The organism is Streptomyces ovatisporus (assembly GCF_042653885.1).
Taxonomy (GTDB): Bacteria; Actinomycetota; Actinomycetes; order Streptomycetales; family Streptomycetaceae; genus Streptomyces; species Streptomyces ovatisporus.
The window spans coordinates 177545-203743 of sequence record NZ_JBHSFH010000004.1 but is presented as its reverse complement, the minus strand read 5'-3'; the positions used below and the strand labels follow the sequence as shown (position 1 = coordinate 203743).

25 protein-coding genes and 1 riboswitch are annotated in these 26199 nt (G+C 69.4%); of the genes, 11 read left to right on the top strand and 14 right to left on the bottom strand.

The features are described 5' to 3' along the window. Positions 1-3: 3 nt before the first annotated feature. From ACFPA8_RS05770 to ACFPA8_RS05760, 3 genes are all read right to left on the bottom strand, one after another. Positions 4-846, bottom strand: a complete 843-nt coding sequence (locus tag ACFPA8_RS05770; protein ID WP_386443280.1) for a carbohydrate ABC transporter permease — start codon at positions 844-846, stop codon at positions 4-6. Next, positions 843-1829 carry a carbohydrate ABC transporter permease gene (locus ACFPA8_RS05765; protein ID WP_386443278.1) on the bottom strand — a complete coding sequence of 329 codons (987 nt, stop codon included), beginning with the start codon at positions 1827-1829 and terminating at the stop codon, positions 843-845. The genes ACFPA8_RS05770 and ACFPA8_RS05765 overlap by 4 nt, the downstream gene beginning before the upstream one ends. A gap of 152 nt (positions 1830-1981) precedes the next feature. After that, a complete protein-coding gene (locus ACFPA8_RS05760) occupies positions 1982-3250 on the bottom strand; it encodes an extracellular solute-binding protein (RefSeq protein ID WP_386443275.1) in 1269 nt (422 codons plus the stop codon). A 337-nt stretch (positions 3251-3587) separates the two neighbouring features. Here ACFPA8_RS05760 and ACFPA8_RS05755 point away from each other — a divergent pair, with 337 nt between their 5' ends. The 6 genes from ACFPA8_RS05755 (at position 3588) to ACFPA8_RS05730 (ending at position 10935) form a co-directional block, all read left to right on the top strand. Continuing rightward, the gene (locus ACFPA8_RS05755; protein WP_386443273.1) at positions 3588-4385 is read left to right on the top strand and encodes a GntR family transcriptional regulator; all 798 of its coding nucleotides are present in this window, start codon (positions 3588-3590) and stop codon (positions 4383-4385) included. A gap of 187 nt (positions 4386-4572) precedes the next feature. Further along, the gene (locus ACFPA8_RS05750; RefSeq protein WP_386443270.1) at positions 4573-4845 is read left to right on the top strand and encodes a DUF3311 domain-containing protein; all 273 of its coding nucleotides are present in this window, start codon (positions 4573-4575) and stop codon (positions 4843-4845) included. Then, positions 4842-6461, top strand: coding sequence for a monocarboxylate uptake permease MctP (mctP, locus tag ACFPA8_RS05745; protein WP_386443267.1), 1620 nt, complete (start codon positions 4842-4844; stop codon positions 6459-6461). The genes ACFPA8_RS05750 and mctP overlap by 4 nt, the downstream gene beginning before the upstream one ends. 79 nt (positions 6462-6540) lie before the next feature. Continuing rightward, positions 6541-7041: a GNAT family N-acetyltransferase gene (locus tag ACFPA8_RS05740; protein WP_386443265.1), complete on the top strand. Its 501-nt coding sequence runs from the start codon at positions 6541-6543 to the stop codon at positions 7039-7041. Positions 7042-7134: 93 nt separating this feature from the next. Continuing rightward, positions 7135-7224, top strand: a riboswitch (cobalamin riboswitch). A gap of 154 nt (positions 7225-7378) precedes the next feature. Beyond that, a complete protein-coding gene (locus ACFPA8_RS05735; RefSeq protein ID WP_386443262.1) occupies positions 7379-9847 on the top strand; it encodes a ribonucleoside-diphosphate reductase subunit alpha in 2469 nt (822 codons plus the stop codon). Continuing rightward, entirely contained in the window at positions 9844-10935 is a 1092-nt protein-coding gene (locus tag ACFPA8_RS05730) for a ribonucleotide-diphosphate reductase subunit beta (protein WP_386443259.1), read from the top strand. Before ACFPA8_RS05735 ends, ACFPA8_RS05730 begins: the two co-directional genes overlap by 4 nt. Positions 10936-11012: 77 nt before the next feature. On the opposite strand, the gene ACFPA8_RS05725 is transcribed toward ACFPA8_RS05730, so the two are convergent. The 10 genes from ACFPA8_RS05725 to ACFPA8_RS05680 all read right to left on the bottom strand — a co-directional run bounded on the left by ACFPA8_RS05725 (position 11013) and on the right by ACFPA8_RS05680 (position 20615). Next, a complete protein-coding gene (locus tag ACFPA8_RS05725; protein WP_386443256.1) occupies positions 11013-11543 on the bottom strand; it encodes a hypothetical protein in 531 nt (176 codons plus the stop codon). Between the two features lie 42 nt (positions 11544-11585). After that, positions 11586-12338, bottom strand: a complete 753-nt coding sequence (locus ACFPA8_RS05720) for a D-Ala-D-Ala carboxypeptidase family metallohydrolase (RefSeq protein ID WP_386443253.1) — start codon at positions 12336-12338, stop codon at positions 11586-11588. 271 nt (positions 12339-12609) lie between these two features. Further along, the gene (def, locus tag ACFPA8_RS05715) at positions 12610-13248 is read right to left on the bottom strand and encodes a peptide deformylase (protein WP_386443250.1); all 639 of its coding nucleotides are present in this window, start codon (positions 13246-13248) and stop codon (positions 12610-12612) included. 181 nt (positions 13249-13429) lie between these two features. Beyond that, positions 13430-14428, bottom strand: coding sequence for a tetratricopeptide repeat protein (locus tag ACFPA8_RS05710; RefSeq protein WP_386443247.1), 999 nt, complete (start codon positions 14426-14428; stop codon positions 13430-13432). 174 nt (positions 14429-14602) lie between these two features. After that, positions 14603-15847 (bottom strand): HD-GYP domain-containing protein, encoded by a 1245-nt coding sequence (locus tag ACFPA8_RS05705; RefSeq protein ID WP_386443244.1) that lies wholly within the window; start codon positions 15845-15847, stop codon positions 14603-14605. Further along, on the bottom strand, positions 15844-17394 hold the full coding sequence (locus ACFPA8_RS05700; protein WP_386443242.1) for an HD-GYP domain-containing protein: 1551 nt from the start codon (positions 17392-17394) through the stop codon (positions 15844-15846). The genes ACFPA8_RS05705 and ACFPA8_RS05700 overlap by 4 nt, the downstream gene beginning before the upstream one ends. Before the next feature lie 220 nt (positions 17395-17614). Further along, a complete protein-coding gene (gene rsrA, locus ACFPA8_RS05695; protein ID WP_386443239.1) occupies positions 17615-18043 on the bottom strand; it encodes a mycothiol system anti-sigma-R factor in 429 nt (142 codons plus the stop codon). Beyond that, a complete protein-coding gene (locus ACFPA8_RS05690) occupies positions 18040-18690 on the bottom strand; it encodes a sigma-70 family RNA polymerase sigma factor (protein WP_386444625.1) in 651 nt (216 codons plus the stop codon). The genes rsrA and ACFPA8_RS05690 overlap by 4 nt, the downstream gene beginning before the upstream one ends. A gap of 375 nt (positions 18691-19065) precedes the next feature. Then, positions 19066-19716, bottom strand: a complete 651-nt coding sequence (locus ACFPA8_RS05685; protein WP_386443236.1) for an alpha/beta hydrolase family protein — start codon at positions 19714-19716, stop codon at positions 19066-19068. 80 nt (positions 19717-19796) lie between these two features. After that, positions 19797-20615: an SOS response-associated peptidase gene (locus ACFPA8_RS05680; protein WP_386443233.1), complete on the bottom strand. Its 819-nt coding sequence runs from the start codon at positions 20613-20615 to the stop codon at positions 19797-19799. A gap of 117 nt (positions 20616-20732) precedes the next feature. On the opposite strand from ACFPA8_RS05680, the gene ACFPA8_RS05675 reads away from it, so the two are divergent. The 3 genes from ACFPA8_RS05675 (at position 20733) to rsgA (ending at position 23962) form a co-directional block, all read left to right on the top strand. Next, positions 20733-21446: a M50 family metallopeptidase gene (locus tag ACFPA8_RS05675; protein WP_386443230.1), complete on the top strand. Its 714-nt coding sequence runs from the start codon at positions 20733-20735 to the stop codon at positions 21444-21446. A gap of 120 nt (positions 21447-21566) precedes the next feature. Next, a complete protein-coding gene (aroA, locus tag ACFPA8_RS05670) occupies positions 21567-22940 on the top strand; it encodes a 3-phosphoshikimate 1-carboxyvinyltransferase (protein ID WP_386443227.1) in 1374 nt (457 codons plus the stop codon). 11 nt (positions 22941-22951) lie between these two features. Next, positions 22952-23962 (top strand): ribosome small subunit-dependent GTPase A, encoded by a 1011-nt coding sequence (gene rsgA, locus ACFPA8_RS05665; protein WP_386443224.1) that lies wholly within the window; start codon positions 22952-22954, stop codon positions 23960-23962. A gap of 72 nt (positions 23963-24034) precedes the next feature. On the opposite strand, the gene ACFPA8_RS05660 is transcribed toward rsgA, so the two are convergent. Next, positions 24035-24625 (bottom strand): TetR/AcrR family transcriptional regulator, encoded by a 591-nt coding sequence (locus tag ACFPA8_RS05660; protein WP_386443221.1) that lies wholly within the window; start codon positions 24623-24625, stop codon positions 24035-24037. 167 nt (positions 24626-24792) lie between these two features. On the opposite strand from ACFPA8_RS05660, the gene hisN reads away from it, so the two are divergent. Further along, positions 24793-25587 (top strand): histidinol-phosphatase, encoded by a 795-nt coding sequence (gene hisN / locus ACFPA8_RS05655; protein ID WP_386443218.1) that lies wholly within the window; start codon positions 24793-24795, stop codon positions 25585-25587. A gap of 194 nt (positions 25588-25781) precedes the next feature. Continuing rightward, positions 25782-26192, top strand: a complete 411-nt coding sequence (locus tag ACFPA8_RS05650; protein ID WP_386443216.1) for a CBS domain-containing protein — start codon at positions 25782-25784, stop codon at positions 26190-26192. Positions 26193-26199: the final 7 nt, after the last annotated feature.

The following is a 26199-nucleotide window of genomic DNA, read 5'->3' as shown; positions in this document are numbered from 1 at the left end:
GCCTCAGCCCTTCACGGCGCCGGCGGTGAGCCCGCCGACCGCCTTGCGCTGCAGATAGAGGAAGAGCAGCAGGATGGGCAGGGCGAAGAGCGACGCGGCGGCCATGGTCGCTCCCCAGTCGTCGCCGAACGCGGTCTGGAACCGGGAGAGCCACAGGGGCAGGGTCTGCGCCTCGGCGTCCTTGTTGAGGATGAGCACCATCGGGAACTCGTTCCACGCCGTGATGAATCCGAACAGCGACGTCGCCATCAGCCCGGGGGCGAGCAGCGGGAAGATGACCTTGCGGAACGCCTGAGTCCGGCCGCAGCCGTCCACCATGGCCGACTCCTCCAACTCCTTGGGCACCGCGGCGACATAGCCGCGCAGCGTGAGGATCGTCAGCGGAAGGACCATCACCGTGTAGAAGAGCGTGAGCGGCACGAGACTGTTGAGCATGTCGGCGTCACGCACCGTCATGTAGATCGCGATGACCATGACTTCCCAGGGGGCCATCTGCGCGATCATGAACGTGAGGATGACGCCCTTCCGTCCTCTGAACCGCATCCGCGCGAGCGCGAACGCCGAGAAGAGCGCGATGAGGAGGGCGAGGCCCACCGCGAGGAGCGTGACGGTGACCGAGTTGCGCACCAGCGTCCAGAAGTGCTCCGCCTGCACCGCGGTGGCGAAGTGCTCGAGTGTGGGGCTGGACGGGAACCAGACCGGCTCCTCGCTGATGATCTGTGCGTCGGGCTTCAGGGCTGTGCTGAACATCCAGTAGACGGGGAAGACGAAGCCCGCGAACAGCACGAGCGCCGTCACGTTCGGCCAGACGCGTCCCCGAAGACGGCCGGACTGTGACCCTTTCACTGTTCGTCCTCCTCTTGCTTCAGTGCGATGCGCAGGTAGTACGACATCAGGGCCAGCAGGATCAGGATCGTCAGCACGGAGATGGCCGCGCCCGTCCCGTAGTGCTGGTTGCCGACGCCCTCGACGAAGGCGTACACGGGCAGCGTCTCGGTGAGACGGTCCGGCCCGCCCTCGTTGACAGCGAAGATGTGCGGGAACGCCTTGAAGATCCAGATGACTTCGAGGAACGTCGTCACCAGCAGGAAGGGCCGCAGGAACGGCAGCGTGACCGTGCGGAAGCTCTGCACGGCGCCGGCTCCGTCCAGTGCCGCCGCCTCGTACAGTTCCCTGGGGATAGTCGTGGTCGCGGCGTAGAGGTTGACGGCGACGAACGGCACGGACGTCCAGACGATGAGCAGCGAGATGACGAAGAAGGTCGACAGCTGCCCGCCCGTCCAGTTGTAGCCGGCCATGGAGTGCAGACCGGCGGCGTCCAGCAGCCAGTTCACCACGCCGAAGCGCTGCGCGAAGAGCCACTGGTAGACGGTCGTCGCCGCGATGACGGGCATCGCCCAGGCGAGTACGAGACCGGCCGACAGCAACAGCCGCATGCGGGGGCCGAGACGCGCCAGCAGCAGTCCGGTCAGCGTGCCGCCGACCATGATCACGACCACGTTGACGACGGTGAAGAGGACGGAGCGGAGTGTGACTCTCCAGAAGTCCTCACTGCCGAGTGTGCTGCGGTAGTTGTCCGTTCCCGTCCACTCGGTGACGTGCTGGATCAGCTGCGTCATGTTGAGGTTCTGGAACGAGAGCATCCCGTTCATCACGAGCGGCCAGCCGAGGAGGACGGCGGTCACCGCGAACGCGGGCAGCAGGAGCAGGTACGGGAGCGCGCCGCGCCTGCGCGCTCCCTCCGTCTCCGCAGGGGGCGTACCGTCCCGCCCCGCGCCGGGGGGCGTGCTCCGCGCGGAAGTCGGCGCCTCGTGTATCTGCACTGACATCTGGGCTCCAGCTCGCGTGGTCGAAGGGCGTCCGGTCGCCTGCCTGTCGGGCTGTTCATGCGTACTGCCGGTGGTCGCGCCGCCCCTCCGGCGGCGCGACCACCACGGTCCGGCAGACGGGTCCGGCCGGACTTCCGTGCCCCGGCCGGCGGTCACTGCTCCTGGGAGAGCCGCTTGTCGATCTCTTCCTCGACCGACTCGGCCGCCTCGGCGTGCGGCGTGCCCTTGAGCACGGCCGTCATGTAGCGCTTCACCGGGTTCGGCGGATTCTCCACAGCGGCCCACTGCGGGATCAGCGGGGTGAGACCGCCGCCTGCCACTGCGGGCGCTGCCGCCTCGGCCGCCGGATTGCCCTCGACCTTCTTCTGGAGGGACGCCTTGTTCGGGATCACGCCACCCTCCTCGGCGAGCGCACCCTCGAACTTGTCGGAGAGCGCGATCTTGAGGAATTCGCGGGCGAGTTCCTGCTTCTCGCTTCCCGCGGCGACGGCGAGGTTCGAGCCGCCGAGGAAGACGCCTTCCGGCTTTCCGGCGCTCTCGCCGGGGATGGTGAAGTAGCCGATGTCCTTCTCGATCCCGGGATTGGCCTCGACGGCCGTTCCCGCCTCCCAGCCCAGTCCGATGAAGGCACCGGTCTTCCCCTTGGCGAAGACCTCGGCCTGCTGCGGAGTCGCCTCGTCCTTGTCCTTGGGGGCGTCGGAGAAGGAGGCGTACTTCGCGTAGAGCTTCATGGCCTCGCCGACCTCGGGGGCCGACAGGTTGGAGACCCACTTGCCGCCCTGCTTCTTGACCAGTCCGGCGTCCTTGCCGATGAGGAGGCCGTCGAAGAAGTACCAGTTCTGGCCGGGCAGATAGAGCGGTTCGGCGTCCGTCTTCTTCTCTATCGCCTCCAGGGCGTCGAAGAACTCCGCGCGCGTCTCGGGGGTTTCCTTCAGTCCGGCCTCGGCCCAGATCCTCTTGTTGTAGATGACGGTGCGGTTGACCGTGTACCAGGGGGCCGCGTACTGCTTGCCGCCGTAGACGGCCGACTTGTTGACGGACTCGGTCCAGTCCGCGCCGATGCTCTTTCTCAGGTCGCCGAGATCGGCGAGACCGCCCGTCTTCGCGTAGGCGGGTGTCTGGGTGTTGCCCACCTCGATGACGTCGGGCGGATCGGACTCGGAGAGCGCAGTGGTGATCTTCTGCTGGATGCCGTTCCACTGCTGGACCTCGAGCTTCAGCTTGGCGCCCGTCTTCTTCTCGAAGGCCGCCCTGACGTCCTTCTCCCACTGCTCGGGGGTGGAACCGTCCATCGCCCACAGGGTGAGGGTCTGGCCCTCGAAGCCGTCCGCCCCGGACTCCGTCTGCCCACCGGATCCGCAGGCCGTAACAGCCGCAAGCAGAGCCGCGGTTGCGGTCGCGGCCATGAGTCGTCGCTTCACAGCATCCTCCTGGAACGGCCTTGACGTGACGTGATGACCGTAATGGTTTAGACCAGTCCGCAGCTTGGCCTAGACCTATAAGGGTGTCAACGGCGGAGAATGCCCGCAGCCGGTTCCGTTATCGGAACGACATCTGAGCGGGGCGGCCCCGTTCACCCGCGCACGTGCCACGATGAGAGCCCCGAAGCGGAAGCAGAGCCGAGGACCAGGGCCGGGACCTCCCCCGGAGCCGTCCTCGCAGCCGAAGCCCAACGGGAGCCGGGCAAGGGCACTCAGCCGGTCCACGACCCGGAGGAAGCCGGAGACGGCAGCACGAGGAAAGGCGGGGAGTCGAGCCATGAGCACGGACGGGGGCGCGGTCACAGCCGCGGCAGAGCCGGAGTCGGGAAGCGGCAACGGCGGCGCGCGGACCGCACGCGTGCCCAAGTACTACCGGCTCAAGCGGCACTTGCTCGAGATGACCGAGACGATGCCGCCCGGTACGCCCGTCCCTCCCGAGCGCACGCTGGCCAGCGAGTTCGACACCTCGCGTACGACCGTCCGGCAGGCCCTGCAGGAACTCGTCGTCGAGGGACGGCTGGAGCGCATCCAGGGCAAGGGCACCTTCGTCGCGAAGCCCAAGGTCTCCCAGGCGCTGCAACTCACCTCCTACACCGAGGACATGCGCGCCCAGGGCCTGGAACCGACGTCCCAGCTGCTGGACATCGGCTACGTCACCGCCGACGACCGCCTCGCCGCCGCACTCGACATACCGACCGGCGGGCGCGTACTGCGCATCGAACGGCTGCGGCTGGCCAGCGGCGAACCCATGGCGATCGAGACCACGCACCTCTCGCAGCGGCGCTTCCCGGCGCTGCGCCGCAGCCTCGTGAAGTACACCTCGCTCTACACGGCCCTCGCCGAGGTGTACGGCATCCATCTCGCGGAAGCGGAGGAGACCATCGAGACCTCGCTCGCCACCCCGCGGGAGGCGGGACTGCTCGGTACGGATGTGGGACTGCCGATGCTGATGCTCTCCCGGCACTCCCTCGACACCGAGGGCGAGCCTGTGGAGTGGGTCCGCTCCGTCTACCGCGGCGACCGCTACAAGTTCGTCGCCAATCTCCAGCGGCCGCAGCACGGGCGAAACGACTGACGCCGGACGCGTGCCGGAGCGGGCGCGGTGCCACGGACATACCGCGCGCCCCACGAAGGGGCGACCCGCCTCCAGTGAAGCAAAAGGTGCTGTTCCGTTATCCGTGCAGGTAGTGACGGGAACCGAACCGTTCGTTTAGATTTCCTGCGCGTCTCGACAGGAGATAACCGACGGACGGAGCCCCGGCATGCCAGCGCCACCCGAACCAGAAGAGACCGAGTCGCCCGTCATCACGCCGACGCGAGTCGTGATCGGGCTGTGCCTGCTCCTACCGTTCGTCGCCATGCTCTGGGTCGGCTCCTACGCCCGCCTCGAACCCACCTTCATCGGGCTGCCCTTCTTCTACTGGTACCAGATGCTCTGGGTCCCCGTGTCCGCCGTGATGACCATGGTCGCGTACCGGCTCGTCAAGCGTGAGGACGCCAAGCGGCGCGCAGCGCGAGGGGGCGATGCGCGATGAGCGGAGTGAACGTCACCGCACTGGCGGTCTTCGTCTTCTTCTTCCTGCTCGTCACGGCCATGGGCTTCCTCGCGGCCCGCTGGCGCAGGGCGGAGAACAGCAACAGCCTCGACGAATGGGGTCTGGGCGGACGGAGCTTCGGCACCTGGGTCACGTGGTTCCTGCTCGGCGGCGATCTGTACACGGCGTACACGTTCGTGGCGGTCCCGGCGGCGATCTACGCGGCGGGAGCCGCAGGCTTCTTCGCCGTCCCGTACACGATCCTCGTCTACCCGCTCATCTTCACGTTCCTGCCGCGGCTCTGGTCGGTCTCGCACCGCCACGGCTACGTGACGACCTCCGACTTCGTACGCGGCCGGTTCGGCTCCAAGGGGCTCTCGCTCGCGGTCGCGGTGACCGGCATCCTGGCCACGATGCCCTACATCGCGCTGCAACTGGTGGGCATCCAGGCGGTCCTGGACGTGATGGGCGTCGGCGGCAGCGAGTCGACGCACTGGTTCCTCAAGGACCTGCCGCTGCTGATCGCCTTCGGGGTGCTGGCGGCGTACACCTACTCGTCGGGGCTGCGCGCGCCCGCACTGATCGCGTTCGTCAAGGACACGCTCATCTACATCGTCATCGTGGTGGCGATCATCTACATCCCCATCAAGCTCGGGGGTTTCGACGACATCTTCGCCAAGGCCGGCGACGCGCTCTCGCAGACCAACCCGGCCACCGGAAAGCCGAAGGGCGAACTGGTCAGCGGCCCGAACAACCAGTGGGCGTACGCCACCCTGGCGTTCGGCTCCGCGCTGGCTCTGTTCATGTATCCGCACTCGATCACGGCCACGCTCTCCAGCGGCAGCCGCAACGTGATCCGCCGGAACACCACGATCCTGCCGCTGTACTCGCTGATGCTCGGCCTGCTGGCGCTGCTCGGGTTCATGGCGATCGCGGCCGGGATCAAGCTGAAGAACGGGCAACTGGCGATCCCCCAGCTCTTCGAGAACATGTTCCCGGACTGGTTCGCCGGTGTCGCCTTCGCAGCCATCGGCATCGGCGCGCTGGTACCCGCCGCGATCATGTCCATCGCGGCGGCGAATCTCTTCACCCGGAACATCTACAAGGACTTCATCCGGCCCGACGCGACACCGGCGCAGGAGACCTCCGTCTCCAAGGTGGTCTCGCTCCTGGTGAAGGTCGGTGCGCTCGTCTTCGTACTGGGCATGGACAAGACGGTGGCGATCAACTTCCAGCTCCTGGGCGGCATCTGGATCCTCCAGACGTTCCCCGCTCTGGTGGGCGGTCTCTTCACGCGCTGGTTCCACCGCTGGGCGCTGCTCGCCGGCTGGGCGGTGGGCATGATCTACGGCACGGTGACGGCGTACAACGTCTCCTCTCCCGTCCAGAAGCACTTCGGCGGCTCCAACGAGATCATCCCCGGGATCGGGCAGATGGGATACATCGGCCTCACCGCCTTCGTGCTCAACGCGGTGGTCGCTGTCGCCCTGACCTTCGTGCTGCGAGCCGTGAAGGCCCCGGACGGCGCCGATGAGACACACCCCTCCGACTACACGGCGGACGCCGGAGATCCGGGCGTGAAGGAGGAGCTGCCCGCCCCCACTGCGGCGCCTTGAGTCTCCCCGCACAGCTGAGCAGGCCGTAGTCCGCAGCCCGCTGACGTCCGATGTCAGTGGGCTGCGGCATGCTCACTCCATGGACATCACGATCAGAGCCGCACTCGACCACGAGTTGGAGGAGGTCGGTGAGCTCACGGCACGGGCGTATCTCGACGACGGCCTGCTCGATTTCGGCGAGGCGGACCCCTACCTCTCCGTGCTGCGCGCCGCGCGGCACCGTGCCGGGCACGCGGAGGTCCTGGTCGCCGTCGACGGCGGCTCGGGAGCGCTGCTGGGCACGGTGACCTACGCGGGCGACGGCGGGGAGTACGCGGAGATCGCGGGCCCCCGGGAGGGCGAGTTCCGCATGCTGGCCGTGCGCTCCGAGGGCCGCAACCGTGGCATCGGCGAGGCCATGGTCCGGGCCTGCATGGACAAGGCGCGCGAGGGCCGCCTGGAACGGCTCGTGCTCTCCAGCCACCCGGCGATGCTCCCCGCCCACCGTCTGTACGGGCGGCTGGGGTTCGTCCGTACCCCCGAGAGGGACTGGGGGCCGATTCCGGGGCTCTCCCTGATCACGTTCGCCCTGGAATTGTGAGCCGCTGCTGAGCGGTTGCCCCGTCGGCACAAGATGTGGGGCCTGCTCGCGACAAGCGCCACAACATGTATGCTCGTCCCCGCTGCCGCGCAGGGGAATCCGGTGCAAGTCCGGAACTGTCCCGCAACGGTGTGCGATGTGCTGCCCTCGGGCCACCGGGGAGCCCTCGCGAGTCCGAATGCCTGCCCGGCTGCTTCGAAGACGTCCGGGTCCCGAGGGATGGGCCGGTGGACGCTTGCGCGGTGTGCCTGCTGTCGATGCGCCATGCCCGCACGCGCCTGCCGCGTACCTCCCTCGTGATCCTCGTAGTTCCACCGAGCGAGGGAGAGCCCGTCCCGTGACCATCGCACCCGCCGACCCGGCTGCACCAGCCGGCAGCGCCGGACCCGCACATTCGCACACACCGGAATCCGCGCTGTTGCGCACCCTCACCGAGCTCGCCGCCGACCTGCCCGCCACCGACCCGGCCCGGATCGCCGCCGCCGCTCTCCGCGGGCACCGGAACGGCGGCAGCGCAGCGGAGTTGCGCGGACTGGCGACGGATGAGGCCGCCGGCCTCATCGGCGAGGAACCCGCCTACTCCCGGCTCGCCTCCCGGTTGCTGACCCTCGCCGTCCGCGAGGAGGCCGAGGCACAGGGCTGCGTCTCGTTCTCCTCGTCCGTCAGTACCGGCCACCGGGAAGGTCTGATCTCCGACCGGACGGCCGCGTTCGTACGGGCCCACGCGGACCGCCTGGACAAGCTGGTGGACGAGGCCACAGCGGACGGCGCGGACGACCGTTTCGGGTACTTCGGCCTGCGGACGGTCCACTCGCGCTATCTGCTGCGCCACCCCACGAACCGTCAAGTGATCGAGACAGCCCAGCACTTCCTTCTGCGGGTGGCCTGCGGACTCGCTGCGGACGGTTCGGCGGAGGCGGTCGACGAGGTCGCCGAGCTGTACCGGCTGACCAGTTCGCTGGCCTATCTCCCCTCGTCCCCCACGCTGTTCAACTCCGGCACCAGGCACGCCCAGATGTCGTCCTGCTACCTGCTGGACTCGCCGCTGGACGAGCTGGACTCGATCTACCGGCGCTACCAGGAGGTGGCCCGCCTCTCCAAGCACGCCGGGGGCATCGGCCTCTCCTACTCGCGTATCCGCGCACGCGGTTCACTCATCCGTGGGACGAACGGACACTCCGGCGGCATCGTCCCGTTCCTGCGGACCCTGGACTCGTCCGTCGCCGCCGTGAACCAGGGAGGCCGGCGCAAGGGTGCCGCCTGCGTCTACCTCGAGACCTGGCACGCCGACATCGAGGAGTTCCTCGAACTGCGGGACAACACCGGCGAGGAGGCGCGCCGCACCCACAACCTCAACCTCGCCCACTGGATTCCCGACGAGTTCATGCGGCGGGTCGAGGCGGACGCGCAATGGTCGCTCTTCTCCCCGTCCGAGACACCCGAACTCGTCGACCTGTGGGGCGAGGAGTTCGACGCCGCGTACCGGAAGGCCGAGGCAGAGGAGCGCTTCGTACGGCAGGTCCCGGCCCGTCAGCTGTACGCACGCATGATGCGCACCCTGGCCCAGACCGGCAACGGCTGGATGACGTTCAAGGACACCGCCAACCGGACCGCCAACCAGACCGCGGAGCAGGGCAGCATCGTGCACTCCTCGAACCTGTGCACGGAGATCCTGGAGGTCACCGACGACTCCGAGACGGCCGTGTGCAACCTCGGCTCGGTCAACCTCGCCGCGCATCTGACGGCCCGGGGCACGGACGGCGAGACGACCTGGACGATGGACTGGGAGCGCCTGGACGCCACGGTCCGCACAGCGGTGACCTTCCTCGACCGCGTCGTCGACATCAACTTCTATCCGACCGAGCAGGCCGGCCGTTCCAACGCCCGCTGGCGCCCGGTCGGACTGGGCCTGATGGGGCTCCAGGACGTCTTCTTCCGCATGCGGCTGCCCTTCGACTCCGACGAGGCACGCGAGCTCTCGGCACGCATCTCCGAACGCATCATGCTCGCGGCGTACGGGACCAGCGCGGAGCTGGCCGAGCGTCACGGCCCGCATCCGTCCTGGACGGAGACCCGCACCGCACGCGGCGTGCTGCATCCGGACCACTACCCGCAGGCGGGGAAGGAGTCGGCCTGGCCGGAGCTCTGGGCGGAGCTGCGCGCCCGTATCGCGCGGACGGGAATGCGCAACTCGCTGCTGCTGGCCGTCGCACCCACCGCCACCATCGCGGCGATCGCAGGAGTGTACGAGTGCATCGAGCCGCAGGTCTCCAACCTCTTCAAGCGGGAGACGCTCAGCGGTGAATTCCTCCAGGTGAACGCCTACTTGGTGGAGGAGTTGAAGCGTCTCGGCCTGTGGGACGAGCATGTCCGCGAGGCGCTGCGGGAGTCCGACGGCTCCGTGCAGGACCTGGAACAACTGCCCGACGAGGTCCGCAGGCTCTACCGCACGGCCTGGGAACTGCCCCAGCGTTCCCTCATCGACATGGCCGCCGCCCGTACCCCGTACATCGACCAGGGCCAGTCGCTGAACCTCTTCATGGCCGCCCCCACCATCGGCAAGCTCAGCTCGATGTACGCCTATGCCTGGAGGCGCGGCATCAAGACCACGTACTACCTGCGGTCGCGCCCTGCGACGCGCATCGCCCGTGCTGCCGGCTCCGCCGCCGGTGCCCGGCTCCCCTCCCCCGGGCCCGTACAGGCCACGGCGGAGACGGCGCAGACCGCCGACGGCCCCGTCCCGGCGGTGGACGAAGCCACCGCCTGCTCCCTTGAGAACCCCGAGACCTGTGAGGCGTGCCAGTGACGACCAGTTCCACGAACCCGGCCGGTGCCGCGGAGGCGGCCGCTGCGGCGGACACGTCCGCAAGGAAGCGCGCGAACCTGCTCGACCCCGGGTTCGAACTGACGCTGCGCCCCATGCGCTATCCGCTCTTCTACGACCGCTACCGCGACGCCATCAAGAACACCTGGACCGTGGAAGAGGTCGACCTCCACTCCGACGTCGCCGATCTCGCCAAGCTGACGCCCGGCGAACAGCACATGATCAGCCGGCTTGTCGCCTTCTTCGCGACGGGCGACTCGATCGTGGCCAACAACCTCGTGCTGTCCCTGTACAAGCACATCAACTCCCCCGAGGCGCGGCTGTATCTCTCGCGGCAGCTGTTCGAGGAGGCGGTGCACGTCCAGTTCTATCTGACGCTGCTGGACACGTACCTGCCCGATGTGGACGAGCGGGCCGAAGCCTTCGCGGCGGTGGAGAACATCCCGTCGATCCGGGAGAAGGCGCAGTTCTGCTTCCGGTGGATGGCGGCGATGGAGGGCGGCGAGGGGGCGGAGCGCATCGACCGGCTCCGGAGCAGGGCGGACCGCAGGAAGTTCCTGCTCAACCTGATCTGCTTCGCCGCGTGCATCGAAGGGCTGTTCTTCTACGGCGCCTTCGCCTACGTCTACTGGTTCCGCTCCCGCGGGCTGCTGCACGGCCTCGCCACGGGCACCAACTGGGTGTTCCGCGACGAGTCGATGCACATGTCCTTCGCCTTCGACGTGGTCGACACCGTGCGGCAGGAGGAGCCCGAACTCTTCGACGCGGAACTGGAGAAGGAAGTCACGGCGATGCTGGAGGAAGCCGTCGAGGCGGAACTGCAGTTCGCCCGCGACCTGTGCGGTGAGGGACTGCCTGGGATGAACACCGCGTCGATGAAGGAGTATCTGCGGGCGGTCGCCGACCAGCGGCTGTTGCGGCTGGGCTTCCCTGCCCGCTACGGGGCGAGCAACCCCTTCTCGTTCATGGAGCTCCAGAACGTGCAGGAACTGACCAACTTCTTCGAACGCCGTGCCTCGGCCTATCAGGTCGCCGTCGAGGGATCGGTCTCCTTCGACGACGAGTTCTGAACCCGGGTGGAACGCGGAGGGGGCCGCGCTGCCGGCGCGGCCCCCTCGCTGTGCGTGGTGTTGCGTGATGCCTTCGGTCAGCCCTTGCCGCCCTTGAAGCAGCCACCGCAGTTGTGGAACGTCACGTCCCAGTGGTTGCTCTCGTCGAAGTAGATGTTCCCCGAGCCGGACTCCCACTTGCTGCCACCGATGGAGGTGAACGTGTTCTTGATGTAGCTGGTCAGGCAGCTCGACATGGCGAAGTCCAGCTTGTAGCCGTTCCAGTGGCTGTACTGGCCGTCCGCGTGACCCGTCTCGGTTCCGCCCGTGACGGTCAGGGCGCAGCCGCTGGCGCCCTTCAGCGTGATGGCACCGTCGATCGACGCCGAGTTGACCTGCTCAAGCGAGGTGCACGACGGGTTGTTCCGGTCCGAGCAGCCGCCGCTGGAGCGGATTCCGATTCCGGCGCTGTCCAGCTTGGCCTTGGCCGCGGAGTGGCTCATCTTGGCGAGCGCACCGGTGTCCTTGGGCTCCGCGGTGGTGGCTTCGGCGACGTACATCGTGGAGAAGAGTGCGAGGGCAACCGCCGAACTGCCGACGGCTGCGCGCAGCGCGATCTTTCTGTTCATGGGGGGTTGGTTCCTTCCTGCGATGAAGAGGGAGCGTCTGACTTACTGAACGCCGCAGTTGGGCGCGCTCCAGAACTTGGTCGAGCGATGAGCCACATGCGTGTGGTCGTCGTGGTTCGGGTAGCCCGGGCCGAGGATCTCGAAGAAGCCGCGGTTGGTCGATTCCTTGGCCAGCGTGCACAAGGAGTGGGGCGAGACCCCGAGGTCGGCCGCGTCGCCGAAGAGGTGACGGCTCGTGGCGGAGCCGCCGGCCTGGTCGTTGCACGCCTTGGAGCGGAAACCGCTGGTGACCCTGATCGGCTGATCGCCGAGCGCGTGGCGCAGGGCCTCGAGCTTCCACATGGTGCGCAGGGCGTTGGCCTTGGCCTCGGCGGCGCTGACAGCGCCACCGCTCCAGTCCGAGTTGCAGTTGTTCAACTCGTCGTACGAGAAGTGCACCGGCGTGCAGTCGTCGTCCTGGAGGTCGACGATCTTCTGCAGCGTGGCGGCGTCGGCGACGCCGTTCGCCCCGAGCCCGTAGGCCTCCTGGAAGCGTGTGACGGCGGCCTTGGTGGCAGGACCGAACTGCCCGTCGATGCCGAGTACGGCACCGCTGTCCGCATATCCGGAGACCCTGATCTGGAGCTGGGTGACGTCGTCGCCGGAAGCACCCTCCGAGAGGGTGCGGTCCCAGCTGAAGCACCCGTCAGCCGCCTTGATCTGTGGGTCGGTGCTCGCACTGGCAGCGGAGCCCACGAGGACGGCTGCCGCGACCATGACAAGTGCGAGCACGGTTCTGACCGTACGTCTGGGCATACGTATGCCTCCATAAGTGTGGGGAGCAACACCAGAGCTTGTCGTGACATGGTGAAGGCGTCAACAAGCGACAGGAAATGCCAATGGACGAGGCCACTGAATCCGAAGCTCCACGACAGGCAACCGCCGCCCGACGCGGTACGCAGGGCGGCGGTTGCCGTCTGTCGGGGACGTTCGAGAGCTCGTCGGCAGGCGGCCCGGCACGGACGGGAACGTTCCGCGGCCCGGTCCGGAAGTGCCCGGTCGGGAAGGACCGACTCCCCTCCCGCGCCTACTTGTTGGGCACAGTCTCGTACCGCGGCGTGCCCTCCGCCATCTGCCGCAGGGCGTCCTTGCGTTCACGCTTCGAGAGCCGGTCGATGTAGAGGTAGCCGTAGAGGTGGTCCGTCTCGTGCTGGAGGCAGCGGGCGAAGTAACCGGTGCCCTCGACGGCGATCGGCTTGCCCTCGGCGTCCTTGCCGCGCACGACTGCGTAGTCGGGGCGCGCGAGAGACTCGTACGCCCCGGGCACGGAGAGACAGCCCTCGTTCGAGTCGTCCAGACTGCGGCGCTCCGCCGGAAGTTCGTCGAGCACCGGATTGCACACCGCGCCCACGTGCCGCACGCCTCCGTCGTCGACGCAGTCGTAGACGAAGACCTTCAGGTCGACGCCGATCTGGTTCGCGGCGAGGCCGACACCCTCTGCGGCCCGCTGGCTCGCGAACATGTCGTCGATGAGTGAGGCCAGCTCGTCGTCGAAGGACGTGACGTCCTTGCACTCCTTGTGCAGCACCGGATTGCCGACGACGGTGATCGGACGGGCGGTGCCGCGCTCGCGGTGAGCGTTCTCGCGCGCCTCGCAGTCCCTGGTGTCGTCCACGAACTCCACAGGGGTGCGCTCCTCGCTGATCTCCTGCTGCTGTTGCGCCATTCCGCCGATTGCCTTCCTTGCCACCTGCTCGCCACACGGATCGTCGCCCTACAGCCTAGCCGGGCGCCCGGCGGCTCCTCCCGCGTCTTCCGGTCACCGCAGGCCGGCGGCAGGACCCCCACGAACGTGCGACGGAGCGCTCGGGACATGCGGCCGGGTGCGGTACTGCGCCGACAGCCGCTCAGCAGACCTCTTCCAGGTCGCGCCACTCACGGCTCTCTGGGCTGTCCGCGACCCAGCTGTCCAACAGGCCGCGCACCAGGCCGTCCGGTGCCGCGAGCCCGCACTCCCGTTCCGGCACCCACACGTCACCCGGGCCGCCCGGTGTCATGTGCCCCAAGGGGCCGGGATGTCCCGGCGAACTGTGATCGTGCGGATCCATGTGGGCCGGGCCGTCACCGTCGTCGACGGGCATACGGCTCTCGGAGCAGGTACGGCAGAGCAGCCGTACCGAACTCGACCAGTCCTCCGCCGCGAAACCGGCATCCGCGGCCAGCCGCTCCAGCGCGTCCCGGTCGGCCTCCGTGGCGGCCTGCAACAGCACCACCCACGTCGGCACGGGGGAAGGCGCCCACAGCTCGATCTCGTCGAAGACGGGAAAGGTCGGGCCGCTGCTCGTGGTCCGCTCGCCGTGGGGCACGCCGTCGTGCAGCACCACCTCACCCCAGCGCCGCCCCGAGGACGGCAGCGGGATGCTCTGGATCTCCATGCGTGCCGGATCGATACGCCTGCCCCACACGACTTCGGCCTCGCCCTCGGGCGAGAGCCGTACCGCCGCACTGCCCAGCTGCATGCCGGTGGGCTCGGCGACTGCGGCACTCTGCGACTGTCCGGGTACGCGGAGGCCGTACGCCTCCCAAGCGCGCCGGGCGAGCGGCCAGTCCTGGAGCGCCGTGGCTGCGATGCCGACGTTCCACCAGTCGGGGGCTCCGGTCTGCCGTTCCAGCAGTGCGACGGCACGCAGTCCGGCAGTGCGCGCCTGCTCCCAGTCGTGCCGGAACTTGTGCAGCAGTGCGAGGTTGAACCACGACTCGGACAGCCACGGCTCCAGATCGGCGGCCTGCGTGAGCAAGGCGTCGGCATCCTCGTAACGCCCGTCGCCGATGAGCGCGAAGGCACGGTCCGTCGCCTGCCGCCACGAGGCGGAGGGCCGGTGCCGAACCTTGCCGAAGATCCTCACGATGTTCCCGCCTGATTCCCGCCTGTTGACCGGCTGCTGCTTGCTCTCGTTCCCGCCGCCGATGCGCTGCTCGTCTGCCGCCCTCGCACTGTGAGCACTGTCTGTGCGCCTTCTCCGCAGTTCCCCTCTCGCATCCAACCATGCCCGTACGGGGGCCTGCTCACTACCCGGGAGTCACGCCGCGGGGCCGCGCGCCACCACGCGTGACAACGCCTCCACCACGCGTGATTCGTAGTCATGTGCACACCCCAGCCTGAGCCGCTCCAGCGCGCGTAACGAGCTCTCCATCTCAGCCTTCCCGGCCACCATGTCCTCGTACGCGTTGACTGTGCGGACGATACGAGCTGTGAGCGGCTGGTCACGGAAAGGGTCGGCCTGTCGTTCCACCACTACGGCGACTTCGGAGGCCACTCCCGTCTGCCGTACGACCGCGCCTCCCAGCAGTGCGATCCGCCGCTGCAGATCGGGATCGAGCTGCGCCGTCGCTCCGTCGGCGACGGGGTCGACGAGCGAGAGCTGGCCGATGTCGTGCATCAGCGCGGCGTACTCCAGCACGGTGAGATCCGGCTCGGTCAGGCCCAGCTCGCGCCCCACCGCGCAACTGAGCGCGGCAACCCTGCGCGCGTGCCCGTGCGGTGTGTAGCCGGCCACTTCCGTCGCGCGGGCCAGGGACGCGATGGTCTGCCGGTAGGTCTCCCGTACGGATGCATAGCGGCGGAAGGAGAACTGTGTGAGCAGCAGCGGCACGCAGAAGACCGGCAGCGCCCACAGTCCGGCGACGGCCACTGCCAGAGCGATGACCGCCCCCGTGGCAGCGATCGCCGGACCGATTCCGACGCGCGCACGCAACTGACCGCGCAGGAGCGAGCCCAGGGGCCAGCCGGTGCGCTGCGCGGAGAACATCGCCGCGAGCACTGCGTCGCACAGGCCCGTCAGGAGTGTGACGGCAAGCAGGCAGAGCGCGTAGTACGGGCCGTCGCCGACCCACTGCGCCAGCACACCGGAGTTGTACAGCGGCTGGAAACAGGTGGCGGCGAAGCCGACCGTGAGAACTCCGCGTACCGCGTGGTCGAGTGTGATGGAAGAACCCCGCGCTGTGCGTGGCACCAGTCCCGCGAGAGCGGCGACGGTCATCACGGCGACGCACTGCAGCACACCGTGTTCGCTTGCCCTGCCGCCCACTTCGCCCAGCAGCGCGTAACCCAGCGCTCCGGCAGCGCCCAGAGGCGCACTGGAACGCGCGGTTTTGTCGTGGTCACTGCCCGGCAGTTTCACACGCAGTGCCTCGCCGACGGCGATGACCGACCCGAACGCCATTGCCACGTGCGGCTCTTCGAGACCGCGCCACAAGGTGAGTCCGAGCGCGGCGATGACCAACGACACCGCCGCCCCCCTGCTGAGGGCGACCAAGTACCTCATGTGTGCGGACGGGAGGGCCGGGCGGGCGTGACGCCAGAACCGGCAGCGCCGGAGGAACCGTTCCCGGCGGTCCCGGCAGAGTTCAGCCTGCTGCCGGGGGCTCCTTCGGTACGACCCTCGTCAGTCGTCGTACGGCGTTCGTCGCGCGTGGGCGGGGGCGCGGCACGCGCCCGTCCGGCCCCCGCCGGGGCCTGTTCGCGGGCTGCCGGTACGTTTCCGCTCGGCCCGTCCGCAGTGACGGCCGGCGACCAGCCCTGCCGGTCCAGCGCGCCGGCGAGCGCCCCCACCATTCGCGGATCGAACTGTGTGCCCGCACACCGCTGCAGTTCCGCGACTGCTGCCTGCACGGGTCGCGCCCGCCGGTAACTCCTGGTCGACGTCATCGCGTCGAACGCGTCGGCCACCGCCACGACCCGGGCGAACTCCGGGATCTCCGTGCCCGAGAGACCGTACGGGTAGCCGCTGCCGTCCAGACGCTCGTGGTGGTGCAGGATCGCGGACCGCGCCTCCCCCAGGAAGCCGATGCCGCGGACCATCTCGTGCCCGTACTCCGGGTGCAGCTCGATGACCCGCCGCTCCTCGTCGGTGAGAGGCCCGTCCTTGCGCAACAGCCGTGTGGGAACGCCGAGTTTGCCGACGTCGTGCAGGATGCCCGCGAAGCGCAACGCCTCTGTGCGCTCCTCGTCCATCCCGAGCTCGCGAGCGATGAGAACGGAGGCACGGCCGACGCGCTCACTGTGCCCCCGTGTATAGCGGTCCTTGATGTCGACTGCCTGCACCAGCGCGCGGACGGTGGACTGGTGGGCGCTTCGTTCCCGGTGGTACTGCGCGAAGACCCAACAGCAGATGTACATGGGGAGCAGCACGAAGAACGCCGCCACAGGACCGTACGAACTGCGCCAGAGCACGGCCATCATCAGACCGACCAGCCCGTGCAGGAGATGAGGCGGAGCGGCTCGCGCGAACTGACCACGCCAGGCCGCTCGTAGCGCACACCGCTCGGCAGCGACCAGTACGGCACCGTCGAGAGCCGTGGTGACCAGGCAGAAGGTGAGCGCTGCAGCAGCCGCGGACGTCAGCACTCCCGGAAAGCCCTCCGCTGCCGGCTCGAAGGACGCCTCTCCCCGGAACCCCCCGGTGCCGGACAGCAGCAGGTGGACGTACGCAGCGGACCAGGCGGCGAGCGCCAGTTGCGCGGCGTGCCAGCACCGCCGGGCAGCGGCATGCCGCTGTTCGACGCGGCCGATGAGCGCCCCCGGCACCGCCACGAGCGCGGCGACGGCCGGCGGCAGCAGAAACGCTCCGGTGAGCAGCACAGGGAAGAAAGCCCCCATGTTGCCCGGCACCTTGTGCCCCATGAGTCTCATCAGCGGGCAGCGCGGGGCGTATTCGCATGCGGCGTACAGCGCTGCCAGCGGCAGCAGGACACTCCACTCGGGGCCCGACGGTCCCTGCACGGCGGGAAGAACGCACCATGCGGCAGCACCCACCGCGCACGCGATGAGCCAGCGCGCTGCGCCCGGCAACGCCGCTCCCCCTGCACGCATCGTGCAACTCCTCCCCGTACCACGCCGGAAGGGGAGAATAGGACGAGCGGAGAGAGAGTGGAGGCCCTTCCCCGCATTGGCTCGCACGGGAGGGGAAAGCCTCACACGTTCGAGTGGTTCCACCCTCGAAAGGCTGGTGCGGGCGCCTCAACTGCCGTAGTAGACCTACGAGTTGGACGCGTAAACAGAACGGTGGAGTGCCCGGCTGAACACAGCCCGGTCAGGCGAACTTCTTCCGGCCCTTGGCGGACGGCGAGGCCGGTGACGGGGCCTGCTGCGCGTGAAGGGCGTCTTCGTCGCCGTTCTCAGCAGGGGCGGAAGGCCGGTCTGCCCCTTCACCCGGCACCTCGCCCGGCACATCGCCCGCCACTTCACCGCTGGTGCCCTCGGCCTCGGCCGCGCGGATCAGCTCGATGCGCCCCATCACCTTCGAGCGGAGGTCGGAGGGGACGTCGTCGTGACCGCAGCAGCGCTTGACGAGCTTCTTCACCTCCTGCTCCAGGCCGTACTTCTCCAGGCACGGCGAGCATTCGTCGAAGTGCTCCTTGAACTTCTCGCAGTCGCTGTCCGGCATTTCCCGGTCCAGGTACTCGTACAGGTGGTCCAGTACCTCAGAGCAGTCCGTCTCGTGCGGCTCTCCGCAACTCATGAGCCTGAGCCTTTCCCGTCGTGCGACCGCGCCGCGCCTGCCGGAGTCAGGCCCCGGTCACGCGCGTAGTCCTCCAACATGTCGCGCAGCTGCCGCCGCCCACGGTGCAGCCGGGACATGACAGTGCCGATGGGCGTCCCCATGATGTCGGCGATCTCCTTGTAGGCAAACCCCTCGACGTCCGCCAGGTACACCGCGATGCGGAACTCCTCCGGAATGGCCTGAAGCGCTTCCTTCACGTCGGAGTCCGGAAGGTGGTCGAGCGCCTGGGCCTCGGCCGAACGCAGCCCCGTCGACATGTGCGACTCGGCACGCGCCAGCTGCCAGTCCTCGATGTCCTCGGCGGCGCTGCGCTGGGGCTCGCGCTGCTTCTTCCGGTAGGAGTTGATGAAGGTGTTCGTCAGGATCCGGTACAGCCACGCCTTGAGATTCGTGCCCTCCCGGAACTGGTGGAACGAGGCGTACGCCTTCGCGTACATCTCCTGCACCAGGTCCTCGGCGTCTGCCGGGTTCCGCGTCATGCGCAGCGCTGCCGAGTACATCTGGTCGAGGTAGTCCAGGGCGTCCCGCTCGAAGCGCGCACTGCGCTCCGCATCGGTCTCCTGCCTGGCACTCCCGCCGTCTTCGGTCCCGGTGACCGGACCCACCTCCTCCGGTGCTTCGGCGAATCCGGCCGCGGACCCGCCCGAACCGGAGAATAGACGACGTTCCGCACCCCGTGCCGCCGGAGTCGTCGTACCCCCAGCCAGCGCGACCGTGGCCCAGTCCAGGTCAACGGCCTGCGGACGCTGTGGGCATGCGACAGATCCCATGACTGGCGGCTCCCTTTGTCGGTGACACTTCCAACGGTGCCAACAACACGGCACCCCCGGCCCGGCATTCCCGCTGCGCGTGCCCGATCCCGTGAGCGGGCCTGGCGCGGGCCTGCCCGGGGCGCGCGCCGACAGGGCGTCACGCCCGTGCGCTGCCCGGACCGGCCAGTGCCCATGTGCACCGGCCGGGGCACGCCGCCTGGGCGCGGCTCATGCGCGGGTGGACGCGAGGCCGAGCCCGGCCAGCCAGCTCCCCACTCCCTCCGTGAGCAGGCCCAGCGCCTCCTCCTGCCCGACGGCCGCGCGCTTCGGGACCCGGAAGGAATGGTCGGCCTCGGGCACCTCCACGATCCGCGTGCCCTCGGGGAACTCTTCCGGGCGTCCGAAGGGGTCCCGCCCGCCCTGCACCACGAGCGCCGGGAGCCCCGCCCCCGTCAGCTCCCCGGCACGGGACTTCTCCGGCTTCCCCGGAGGATGCAGCGGGAAGGACAGGGCGAGCACCGCGCGAGCGCCCAGTTCACTGCCCGTACGGCACACCACCCGTGCCCCGGCGCTGCGACCGCCCGCGACGACGGGCAGGCCGGGCGCGCACAGCGCAGGCCACAGCGCGCGCCAGGCCGCGTCGAGGGTCTTGGGGGCCGGTGCGACCTTCTTCCCGGCCACTCGCCACGGCTGCTCGACCAGTGCGACGCCGACCCCGGCCTGCGGAAGCACCCGTGCCAGCGCCTGCAGGTCCTGAGCCTCGATTCCGCCACCGGCGCCGTGCCCGAGCGCGAGCACCGCCTGTGCGTTCTCCGCCGTGTGCCAGGTGATGCGGGCGTCGCCCGCGGGGGATTTCACGATCTCGCTCATGAGGATCATCCTGCCGCGAACCGGCGGGGCCCGGCGCGTACGTCCGCGTCCCAGCGCCCTGCGCGTCCCCGGAGGCGTTGCGGCCTGCCTCAGAAGAGGGTGCCGACCTCCGGCCCGGTCAGTTCGTGCACGAGCTCGGGGCCGTTGTTCCGTACGTTGCTGACGTCCGTGGAGACGGGGTAGGCGCGCACCGTCCCGGGCGGCGGCGGTTCGAGCAGCGCCCGCAGTTCCTCCTCCGAGCGGCGGGCCGGGTCCAGCCAGGCGTCCCAGACCTCCGGCAGCAGCATCAGCGGCATGCGGGGGTGGATGTCGGCCAGGGACTTCGGACCGTCCTCGCCGCTGGGACCTGCCAGAGGCGCCGTCTCCGCCTCCGTCGTGACCACGGTGCAGGTCGTCCACCACGCGTGCGGATGGCCGTCGGGCAGTGTGCTGTCCCGCCAGAACTCGTACAGCCCGGCCATGGCCATCACCGAACCGTCCGCGGGCGAGACGAAGTACGGCTGCTTCCGCGGCCGCTTCCTCTTCCCCTCCTGCTCCATCCGCAACTCGCTCTGGGCCGTGCACCATTCGTAATAGCCGTCGGCAGGCAGCAGGCAGCGGCGAGCGGCGAACGGCCGCCGGAAGGCCGGCTTCTCGTGCACCGTCTCGGCACGCGCGTTGATCATCTTCGCGCCGAGGTCCGGGGACTGTGCCCAGGCCGGCACGAGACCCCACTTGAGCTTCCGCATCTGCCTCACGGGACGGGGATCGCCCGTGCCCTTCACCGGACGGTCGAGGACTGCGTGGACCTCCTTGGTCGGTGCCACGTTCCAGTCGGGGGCCAACGCCTCCTGGGGCTCCCACTTCTCCACACCGAAAAGTGAGACAAGGTCCTCCGGTCTTCTGCTGGCTGCATACCGTCCGCACATAAGTGCCACACTGCCACGGCACTGACGAGCAGCGCTGCGCGTTCACGGAGAAGCACGTTCCGCAGCGGGGGCGGTGTGAGACGACGCACAGCAGGTTCGGGGAGGACTGGGAAATACATGGACACCACGAGCATCGCCGGACTTTGGGACCGGGTCTCCGGCACGCAGCCGGACCCCAGCCAGTGGCTCGTCCTGACCACCGCGGCGATAGCCCTCTGCGTCGTACTGCCGCACGGCGTATGGCGCCTCTCGCGCAACGCGGTGACCATCGCCCACGAAGGCGGCCACGGCCTCGTCGCGGTGCTGTCCGGCCGGCGGCTCGACGGCATACGCCTGCACTCCGACACCTCCGGCCTGACCCTCTCCCGCGGCAAACCGACCGGCATCGGCATGGTGCTCACCGCCGCAGCCGGCTACACCGCGCCCTCCCTGCTGGGACTGGGCGGCGCCTGGCTGCTGGCCGCGAACCACATCACGCTGCTGCTGTGGAGTGCCACCGCGCTGCTGCTGCTCATGCTCGTGATGATCCGCAACGCCTACGGGGTGCTCACCGTGTTCCTGACGGGCGGCCTCTTCCTCCTGGTCAGCTGGCTGACGGAGCCCGAGGTGCAGGCGGCGTTCGCGTACGGGGCCGTGTGGTTCCTGCTCCTGGGCGGCGTACGTCCCGTCTTCGAACTGCAGGGGAAACGCCGCCGCGGAGGGGCCGCCGACTCGGACGCCGATCAGCTCTCCCGGCTCACTCACGTCCCCGCAGTGGTCTGGCTGCTCTTCTTCCACGTGGTCACGCTCTGCTGTCTGACCGGTGGCGGGCGCTGGCTGCTGGATCTGTGACCGCCCCCGCGAAGGGGACATCACGCGTGACGGGTCGAGTCCCGACCGCACGCCCTGGCCGGGAGCATCCGGGGTTTCCACCCGAAAGGACGGACGAGCCGAGCGACTAAAGTGAATCGCATGACCGCGCATTCGCCCTCCGCCGACCTCTGGCCTGCACCGTCCGCGTCCTCTCCCGTCGACGCGACCGTCGCCGTCCCGGGGTCCAAGTCGGTCACCAACCGCGCCCTCGTGCTGGCCGCGCTGGCGGCCGGCCCGGGCTGCCTGCGCCGGCCGCTCCGCTCACGGGACACCCTGCTGATGGCGGACGCGGTACGCGCACTGGGCGTGGCCGTGGAGGAGGGCACCGACCCGGACGGTGCGGGCGAGTTCTGGCGCGTCACCCCCGCCCAGCTGCGCGGGCCGGCCACGGTCGACGTCGGCAACGCCGGCACGGTGATGCGGTTCCTGCCCCCGCTCGCCGCTCTCGCCGACGGTCCCGTCCGCTTCGACGGCGATCCGCGCTCCTACGAACGTCCGCTCCACGGCGTGATCGACGCCCTCCGAGCCCTCGGAGCCCGCCTCGACGACGGCGACCGCGGCCGTCTGCCGATGACCGTGCACGGCAGCGGCTCGCTCCCGGGTGGCCGCGTGGAGATCGACGCCTCGTCCTCCAGCCAGTTCGTCAGCGCGCTGCTGCTGTCCGGGCCGCGGTTCGACAATGGCGCCGAGGTACGTCACACCGGCGGAACCCTGCCGTCCGTACCGCACATCCGTATGACGGTCGACATGCTCCGCAAGGCCGGCGTCCAGGTCGACGCCCCCGAGGACGGCGGTGAGGCGGATGTCTGGCGCGTCGCCCCCGGCGCGCTGCACGGCCGCGACCTGGTCGTCGAGCCCGACCTGTCCAACGCGCAGCCGTTCCTCGCTGCGGCCCTCGTCACCGGCGGGCGGGTCACCGTCCGCGACTGGCCGGAGCGGACCACACAGCCCGGTGACGCCCTGCGCCGCATCTTCACCGAGATGGGCGGCTCGTGCGAACTGGACGAGCGGGGCCTGACGTTCACCGGCAGCGGCCGCGTCCACGGCCTCGACGTCGACCTCGGCGACGTCGGTGAACTGACCCCCGGCATCGCCGCCGTCGCCGCCCTCGCCGACTCCGAATCGGTACTGCGCGGCGTGGGCCACCTCCGGCTCCACGAGACGGACCGGCTGGCCGCGCTCACGAAGGAGATCAACGGCCTCGGCGGGGACGTCACCGAGACCGGGGACGGACTGCGCATCCGCCCCCGCCCGTTGCACGGCGGCGTCTTCCACACCTACGACGACCACCGCCTCGCCACCGCCGGCGCCGTGCTGGGCCTCGCAGTCGAGGGCGTAGAGGTGGAGAACATCGCCACGACGGGCAAGACCATGCCGGACTTCCCCCGGCTGTGGACGGACATGCTCGGCGAACGGGCAGATGCCGCGCACAGTGCCCGGCCGGGCGGCGAGCGCGTCGAAGAGAGAGCCTGAGGGCCTCCGCCATGCGCCGCTACGGCAAGCACACCGACGAGGACGACATCCGTGTACGCCCCAACCGCAAGGGCACCCGCCCGCGTACGCACAACCGTCCCAAGCACGAGGACGCGGCGGAAGGCATGGTCCTCACCATCGACAGGGGCCGCCTGACCTGCCTCGTCGAGGACCGCGCGGTCACTGCGATGAAGGCACGCGAACTGGGCCGCAAGGGCGTGGTGGTCGGGGACCGCGTCGCCCTCGTCGGTGACCTCTCAGGCGCGAAGGACACTCTCGCGCGCATCGTGCGCGTGGAGAAACGCACGTCGGTGCTGCGGCGAACAGCCGACGACAACGACCCCTTCGAACGCGTCGTCGTCGCCAACGCCGACCAGCTCGCCATCGTCACCGCCCTCGCCGACCCCGAACCACGACCGCGCCTGATCGACCGCTGCCTGGTGGCCGCCTACGACGCGGGGCTCGAACCCCTGCTCGTACTGACCAAGTCCGATCTCTCACCCGCCGAACCGCTGCTGGCGAAGTACACGCCACTGGGCCTGCGTCACGTGGTCACGAGCCGCGCGGAGCTGGAGCAGGGCGAGGCCGCGGAGAGAGTGCGGGAGCTGCTGTACGGACTGACGACCGTCTTCGTCGGGCACAGCGGCGTCGGCAAGACGACCCTCGTGAACGCCCTGGTGCCGGAAGAGCGCCGGCGCACCACAGGCCACGTCAACGCCGTCACGGGACGCGGCCGGCACACCACGACCTCAGCGCTCGCCCTGCCGCTGGCCGGAGAGGGGAGCTGGGTGATCGACACTCCGGGCGTGCGCTCGTTCGGTCTCCACCACGTCGACCCCTCCCGGGTCATCGGCGCCTTCCCCGACCTCGAACCGGGCACCGCCGACTGCCCGCGGGCCTGCAGCCACGACGAACCGGACTGCGCCCTCGACCGGTGGGTGGCGGAGGGCCACGCCGATCCGCAGCGGCTCTACTCGCTGCGGAGACTGCTGGAGACACGTGAGCAGGGCGAAGGGGACTGACCCGATCGCACTGTCCGGCCGCCCGCGCGGACAACCGACAGATCACCGGGACAGTGCGCCTCGGGGCCGCGGTCAGTGCGAGTCCGCGAGCAGCGCCCGCACGACGTCCTGGATCTGACGGAGCGCCTCCTCGTCCCCCCGCTCCGCGGGCGGTGCCACGACGAAGGACAGCGCGATCCGAACTCCTGCCTCACAGGCCCGGTTCAGCTTCCCCGCGTGCCCGTTGGGCGAGAGGGAGGACACCATGCGCTCGCAGAGGGCCGCGGCCATCCGCCCCGGCTCTGCGGAGGGCACCCCGGCCGCGCTCCCGGCGACTCCCGGGAGCGGCATCTGCGCACCCCAGCACCCGGTGAGCGCGGAACGCACGACGGGCTCGTCACGAGCGGCGCGCAGCATCCACGCCGCCGCGCCCGCACACGACGCCGCAGGGTCCTCCCCGCGTCCGGCCTCGGTGGCGGCCCGCGCGGCGCCGTCGAGGAAACCGTCGACGAGACGGTTCACCAAGGCCGCGCCGAGCCCTTCCTTGGTCCCGAACTCGTTGTACAGCGTCTGCCGCGAGACTCCTGCGGCAGCGGCGACGTCCACCATCCGCACGCCCGCCCACGGCTGCGTTCCGACAGCCGCGTGCGCGGCCTCGAGCAGTGTCTCGCGTGCAGTAGGCATCGTTGCCTCCGTGCCCGGCGGCTGGGGTGCGGGACAGAATTGACGGGCCGCCAGGCCCTGTCAAGACAGCGCGCACACACCCGTCGGCCCGAATGGCCCGCAGTCACTTGGCTGCGCCCTGGCATTGCCCTGTGGCTGGCCACCGGCCTGGTCGATACTGTTCACACATGCCGGACTACCACGATGATCTGCGTCTCGCCCACGTACTGGCCGACGCTGCCGACGCCGCGACGATGGAGCGGTTCAAGGCTCTCGATCTGAAGATCGAGACAAAGCCGGATTTGACTCCGGTGAGCGAGGCCGACAAGGCGGCGGAGGAGCTCATCCGTACGTCTCTCAAGCGCACCCGGCCGCGAGACGCGGTACTGGGCGAGGAGTTCGGCACCGAAGGCCACGGCTCGCGCCGGTGGATCATCGACCCGATCGACGGCACCAAGAACTACGTGAGAGGTGTGCCCGTGTGGGCGACCCTCATCGCCCTCACCGAGCTCGGCGAGGGGGGCGACCAGCCCGTCGTCGGGCTCGTGTCCGCGCCCGCCCTCAACCGGCGTTGGTGGGCGGCGAAGGGCGGCGGCGCCTACACGGGCCGCAGCCTGTCGCAGGCCACCCGGCTGCGTGTCTCCCAGGTGGAGGCCGTACGGGACGCCTCCTTCGCGTACTCCTCGCTGCACGGCTGGGAGGAGCGCGGCATGCTGCCCGGCTTCCTCGAACTCACCCGGACCTGCTGGCGCTCACGCGGCTACGGGGACTTCTGGCCGTACATGATGGTCGCCGAGGGCTCGGTGGACGCCTGTGCGGAACCCGAGCTGTCCCTGTGGGACATGGCGGCGAACGCGATCATCGTGCAGGAGGCGGGCGGCACGTTCACCGGGCTCGACGGCCGACGGGGGCCGCACAGCGGCAACGCGGTGGCCTCGAACGGGCTGCTCCACGAAGAAGTGCTCGGTTATCTGACGGCCTGACCTACGTTCCGGAGCAGGACTGCGCAGGTGGCGGCAGCATTCGCCACCCGCCGGCTCTCCCGTCCCGTCACGGGCGTCCGCACGCGCCCTTGTTGTGCCTCCGATGGCATGTGAACATGAGGGTTCGTAAGCTTGTGCCCTTGTGAATTGCTTCTCGAAGGGGAAGCGGTTCCGCCAGGAGGTGGCCCACGAACATGCCCACCCTCGTCCGCGAAGCCATGAGCAGCCTCGTCCTCACGATCGGCCCGGCCCACACCCTGCGCCAGGCCGCCGCACTGATGTCCGCCCGGCGGGTCGGCGCGGCAGTGGTCTTCGACCCCGACACGAGCGGGGTCGGGATTCTCACCGAGCGTGACGTCCTCAACTCCCTCGGCGCCGGCCAGGACCCCGACCAGGAGTCGGCCCACGACCACACCACCACCGACGTCGTCTTCGCGACGCCGGAGTGGACTCTCGAACAGGCAGCTGAAGCGATGACCCACGGCGGCTTCCGCCACCTCATCGTGCTGGACGGACAGGAGCCGGTCGGCGTCGTGTCCGTACGGGACATCGTGCGCTGCTGGTCCGCCAGAACCGAAGGAGCCCCCTCCACCCTCGCGGTGTGACTGCACC

Coding starts and splice junctions, on each gene's coding strand:
- ACFPA8_RS05765 (WP_386443278.1), bottom strand. CDS start 1,829: ATGTCAGTGCAGATACACGAGGCGCCGACTTCCGCGCGGAGCACGCCC.
- ACFPA8_RS05755 (WP_386443273.1), top strand. CDS start 3,588: ATGAGCACGGACGGGGGCGCGGTCACAGCCGCGGCAGAGCCGGAGTCG.
- ACFPA8_RS05750 (WP_386443270.1), top strand. CDS start 4,573: ATGCCAGCGCCACCCGAACCAGAAGAGACCGAGTCGCCCGTCATCACG.
- mctP (WP_386443267.1), top strand. CDS start 4,842: ATGAGCGGAGTGAACGTCACCGCACTGGCGGTCTTCGTCTTCTTCTTC.
- ACFPA8_RS05740 (WP_386443265.1), top strand. CDS start 6,541: ATGGACATCACGATCAGAGCCGCACTCGACCACGAGTTGGAGGAGGTC.
- ACFPA8_RS05725 (WP_386443256.1), bottom strand. CDS start 11,543: ATGAACAGAAAGATCGCGCTGCGCGCAGCCGTCGGCAGTTCGGCGGTT.
- ACFPA8_RS05720 (WP_386443253.1), bottom strand. CDS start 12,338: ATGCCCAGACGTACGGTCAGAACCGTGCTCGCACTTGTCATGGTCGCG.
- def (WP_386443250.1), bottom strand. CDS start 13,248: ATGGCGCAACAGCAGCAGGAGATCAGCGAGGAGCGCACCCCTGTGGAG.
- ACFPA8_RS05705 (WP_386443244.1), bottom strand. CDS start 15,847: ATGAGGTACTTGGTCGCCCTCAGCAGGGGGGCGGCGGTGTCGTTGGTC.
- ACFPA8_RS05700 (WP_386443242.1), bottom strand. CDS start 17,394: ATGCGTGCAGGGGGAGCGGCGTTGCCGGGCGCAGCGCGCTGGCTCATC.
- rsrA (WP_386443239.1), bottom strand. CDS start 18,043: ATGAGTTGCGGAGAGCCGCACGAGACGGACTGCTCTGAGGTACTGGAC.
- ACFPA8_RS05685 (WP_386443236.1), bottom strand. CDS start 19,716: ATGATCCTCATGAGCGAGATCGTGAAATCCCCCGCGGGCGACGCCCGC.
- ACFPA8_RS05680 (WP_386443233.1), bottom strand. CDS start 20,615: ATGTGCGGACGGTATGCAGCCAGCAGAAGACCGGAGGACCTTGTCTCA.
- ACFPA8_RS05675 (WP_386443230.1), top strand. CDS start 20,733: ATGGACACCACGAGCATCGCCGGACTTTGGGACCGGGTCTCCGGCACG.
- aroA (WP_386443227.1), top strand. CDS start 21,567: ATGACCGCGCATTCGCCCTCCGCCGACCTCTGGCCTGCACCGTCCGCG.
- rsgA (WP_386443224.1), top strand. CDS start 22,952: ATGCGCCGCTACGGCAAGCACACCGACGAGGACGACATCCGTGTACGC.
- ACFPA8_RS05660 (WP_386443221.1), bottom strand. CDS start 24,625: ATGCCTACTGCACGCGAGACACTGCTCGAGGCCGCGCACGCGGCTGTC.
- hisN (WP_386443218.1), top strand. CDS start 24,793: ATGCCGGACTACCACGATGATCTGCGTCTCGCCCACGTACTGGCCGAC.
- ACFPA8_RS05650 (WP_386443216.1), top strand. CDS start 25,782: ATGCCCACCCTCGTCCGCGAAGCCATGAGCAGCCTCGTCCTCACGATC.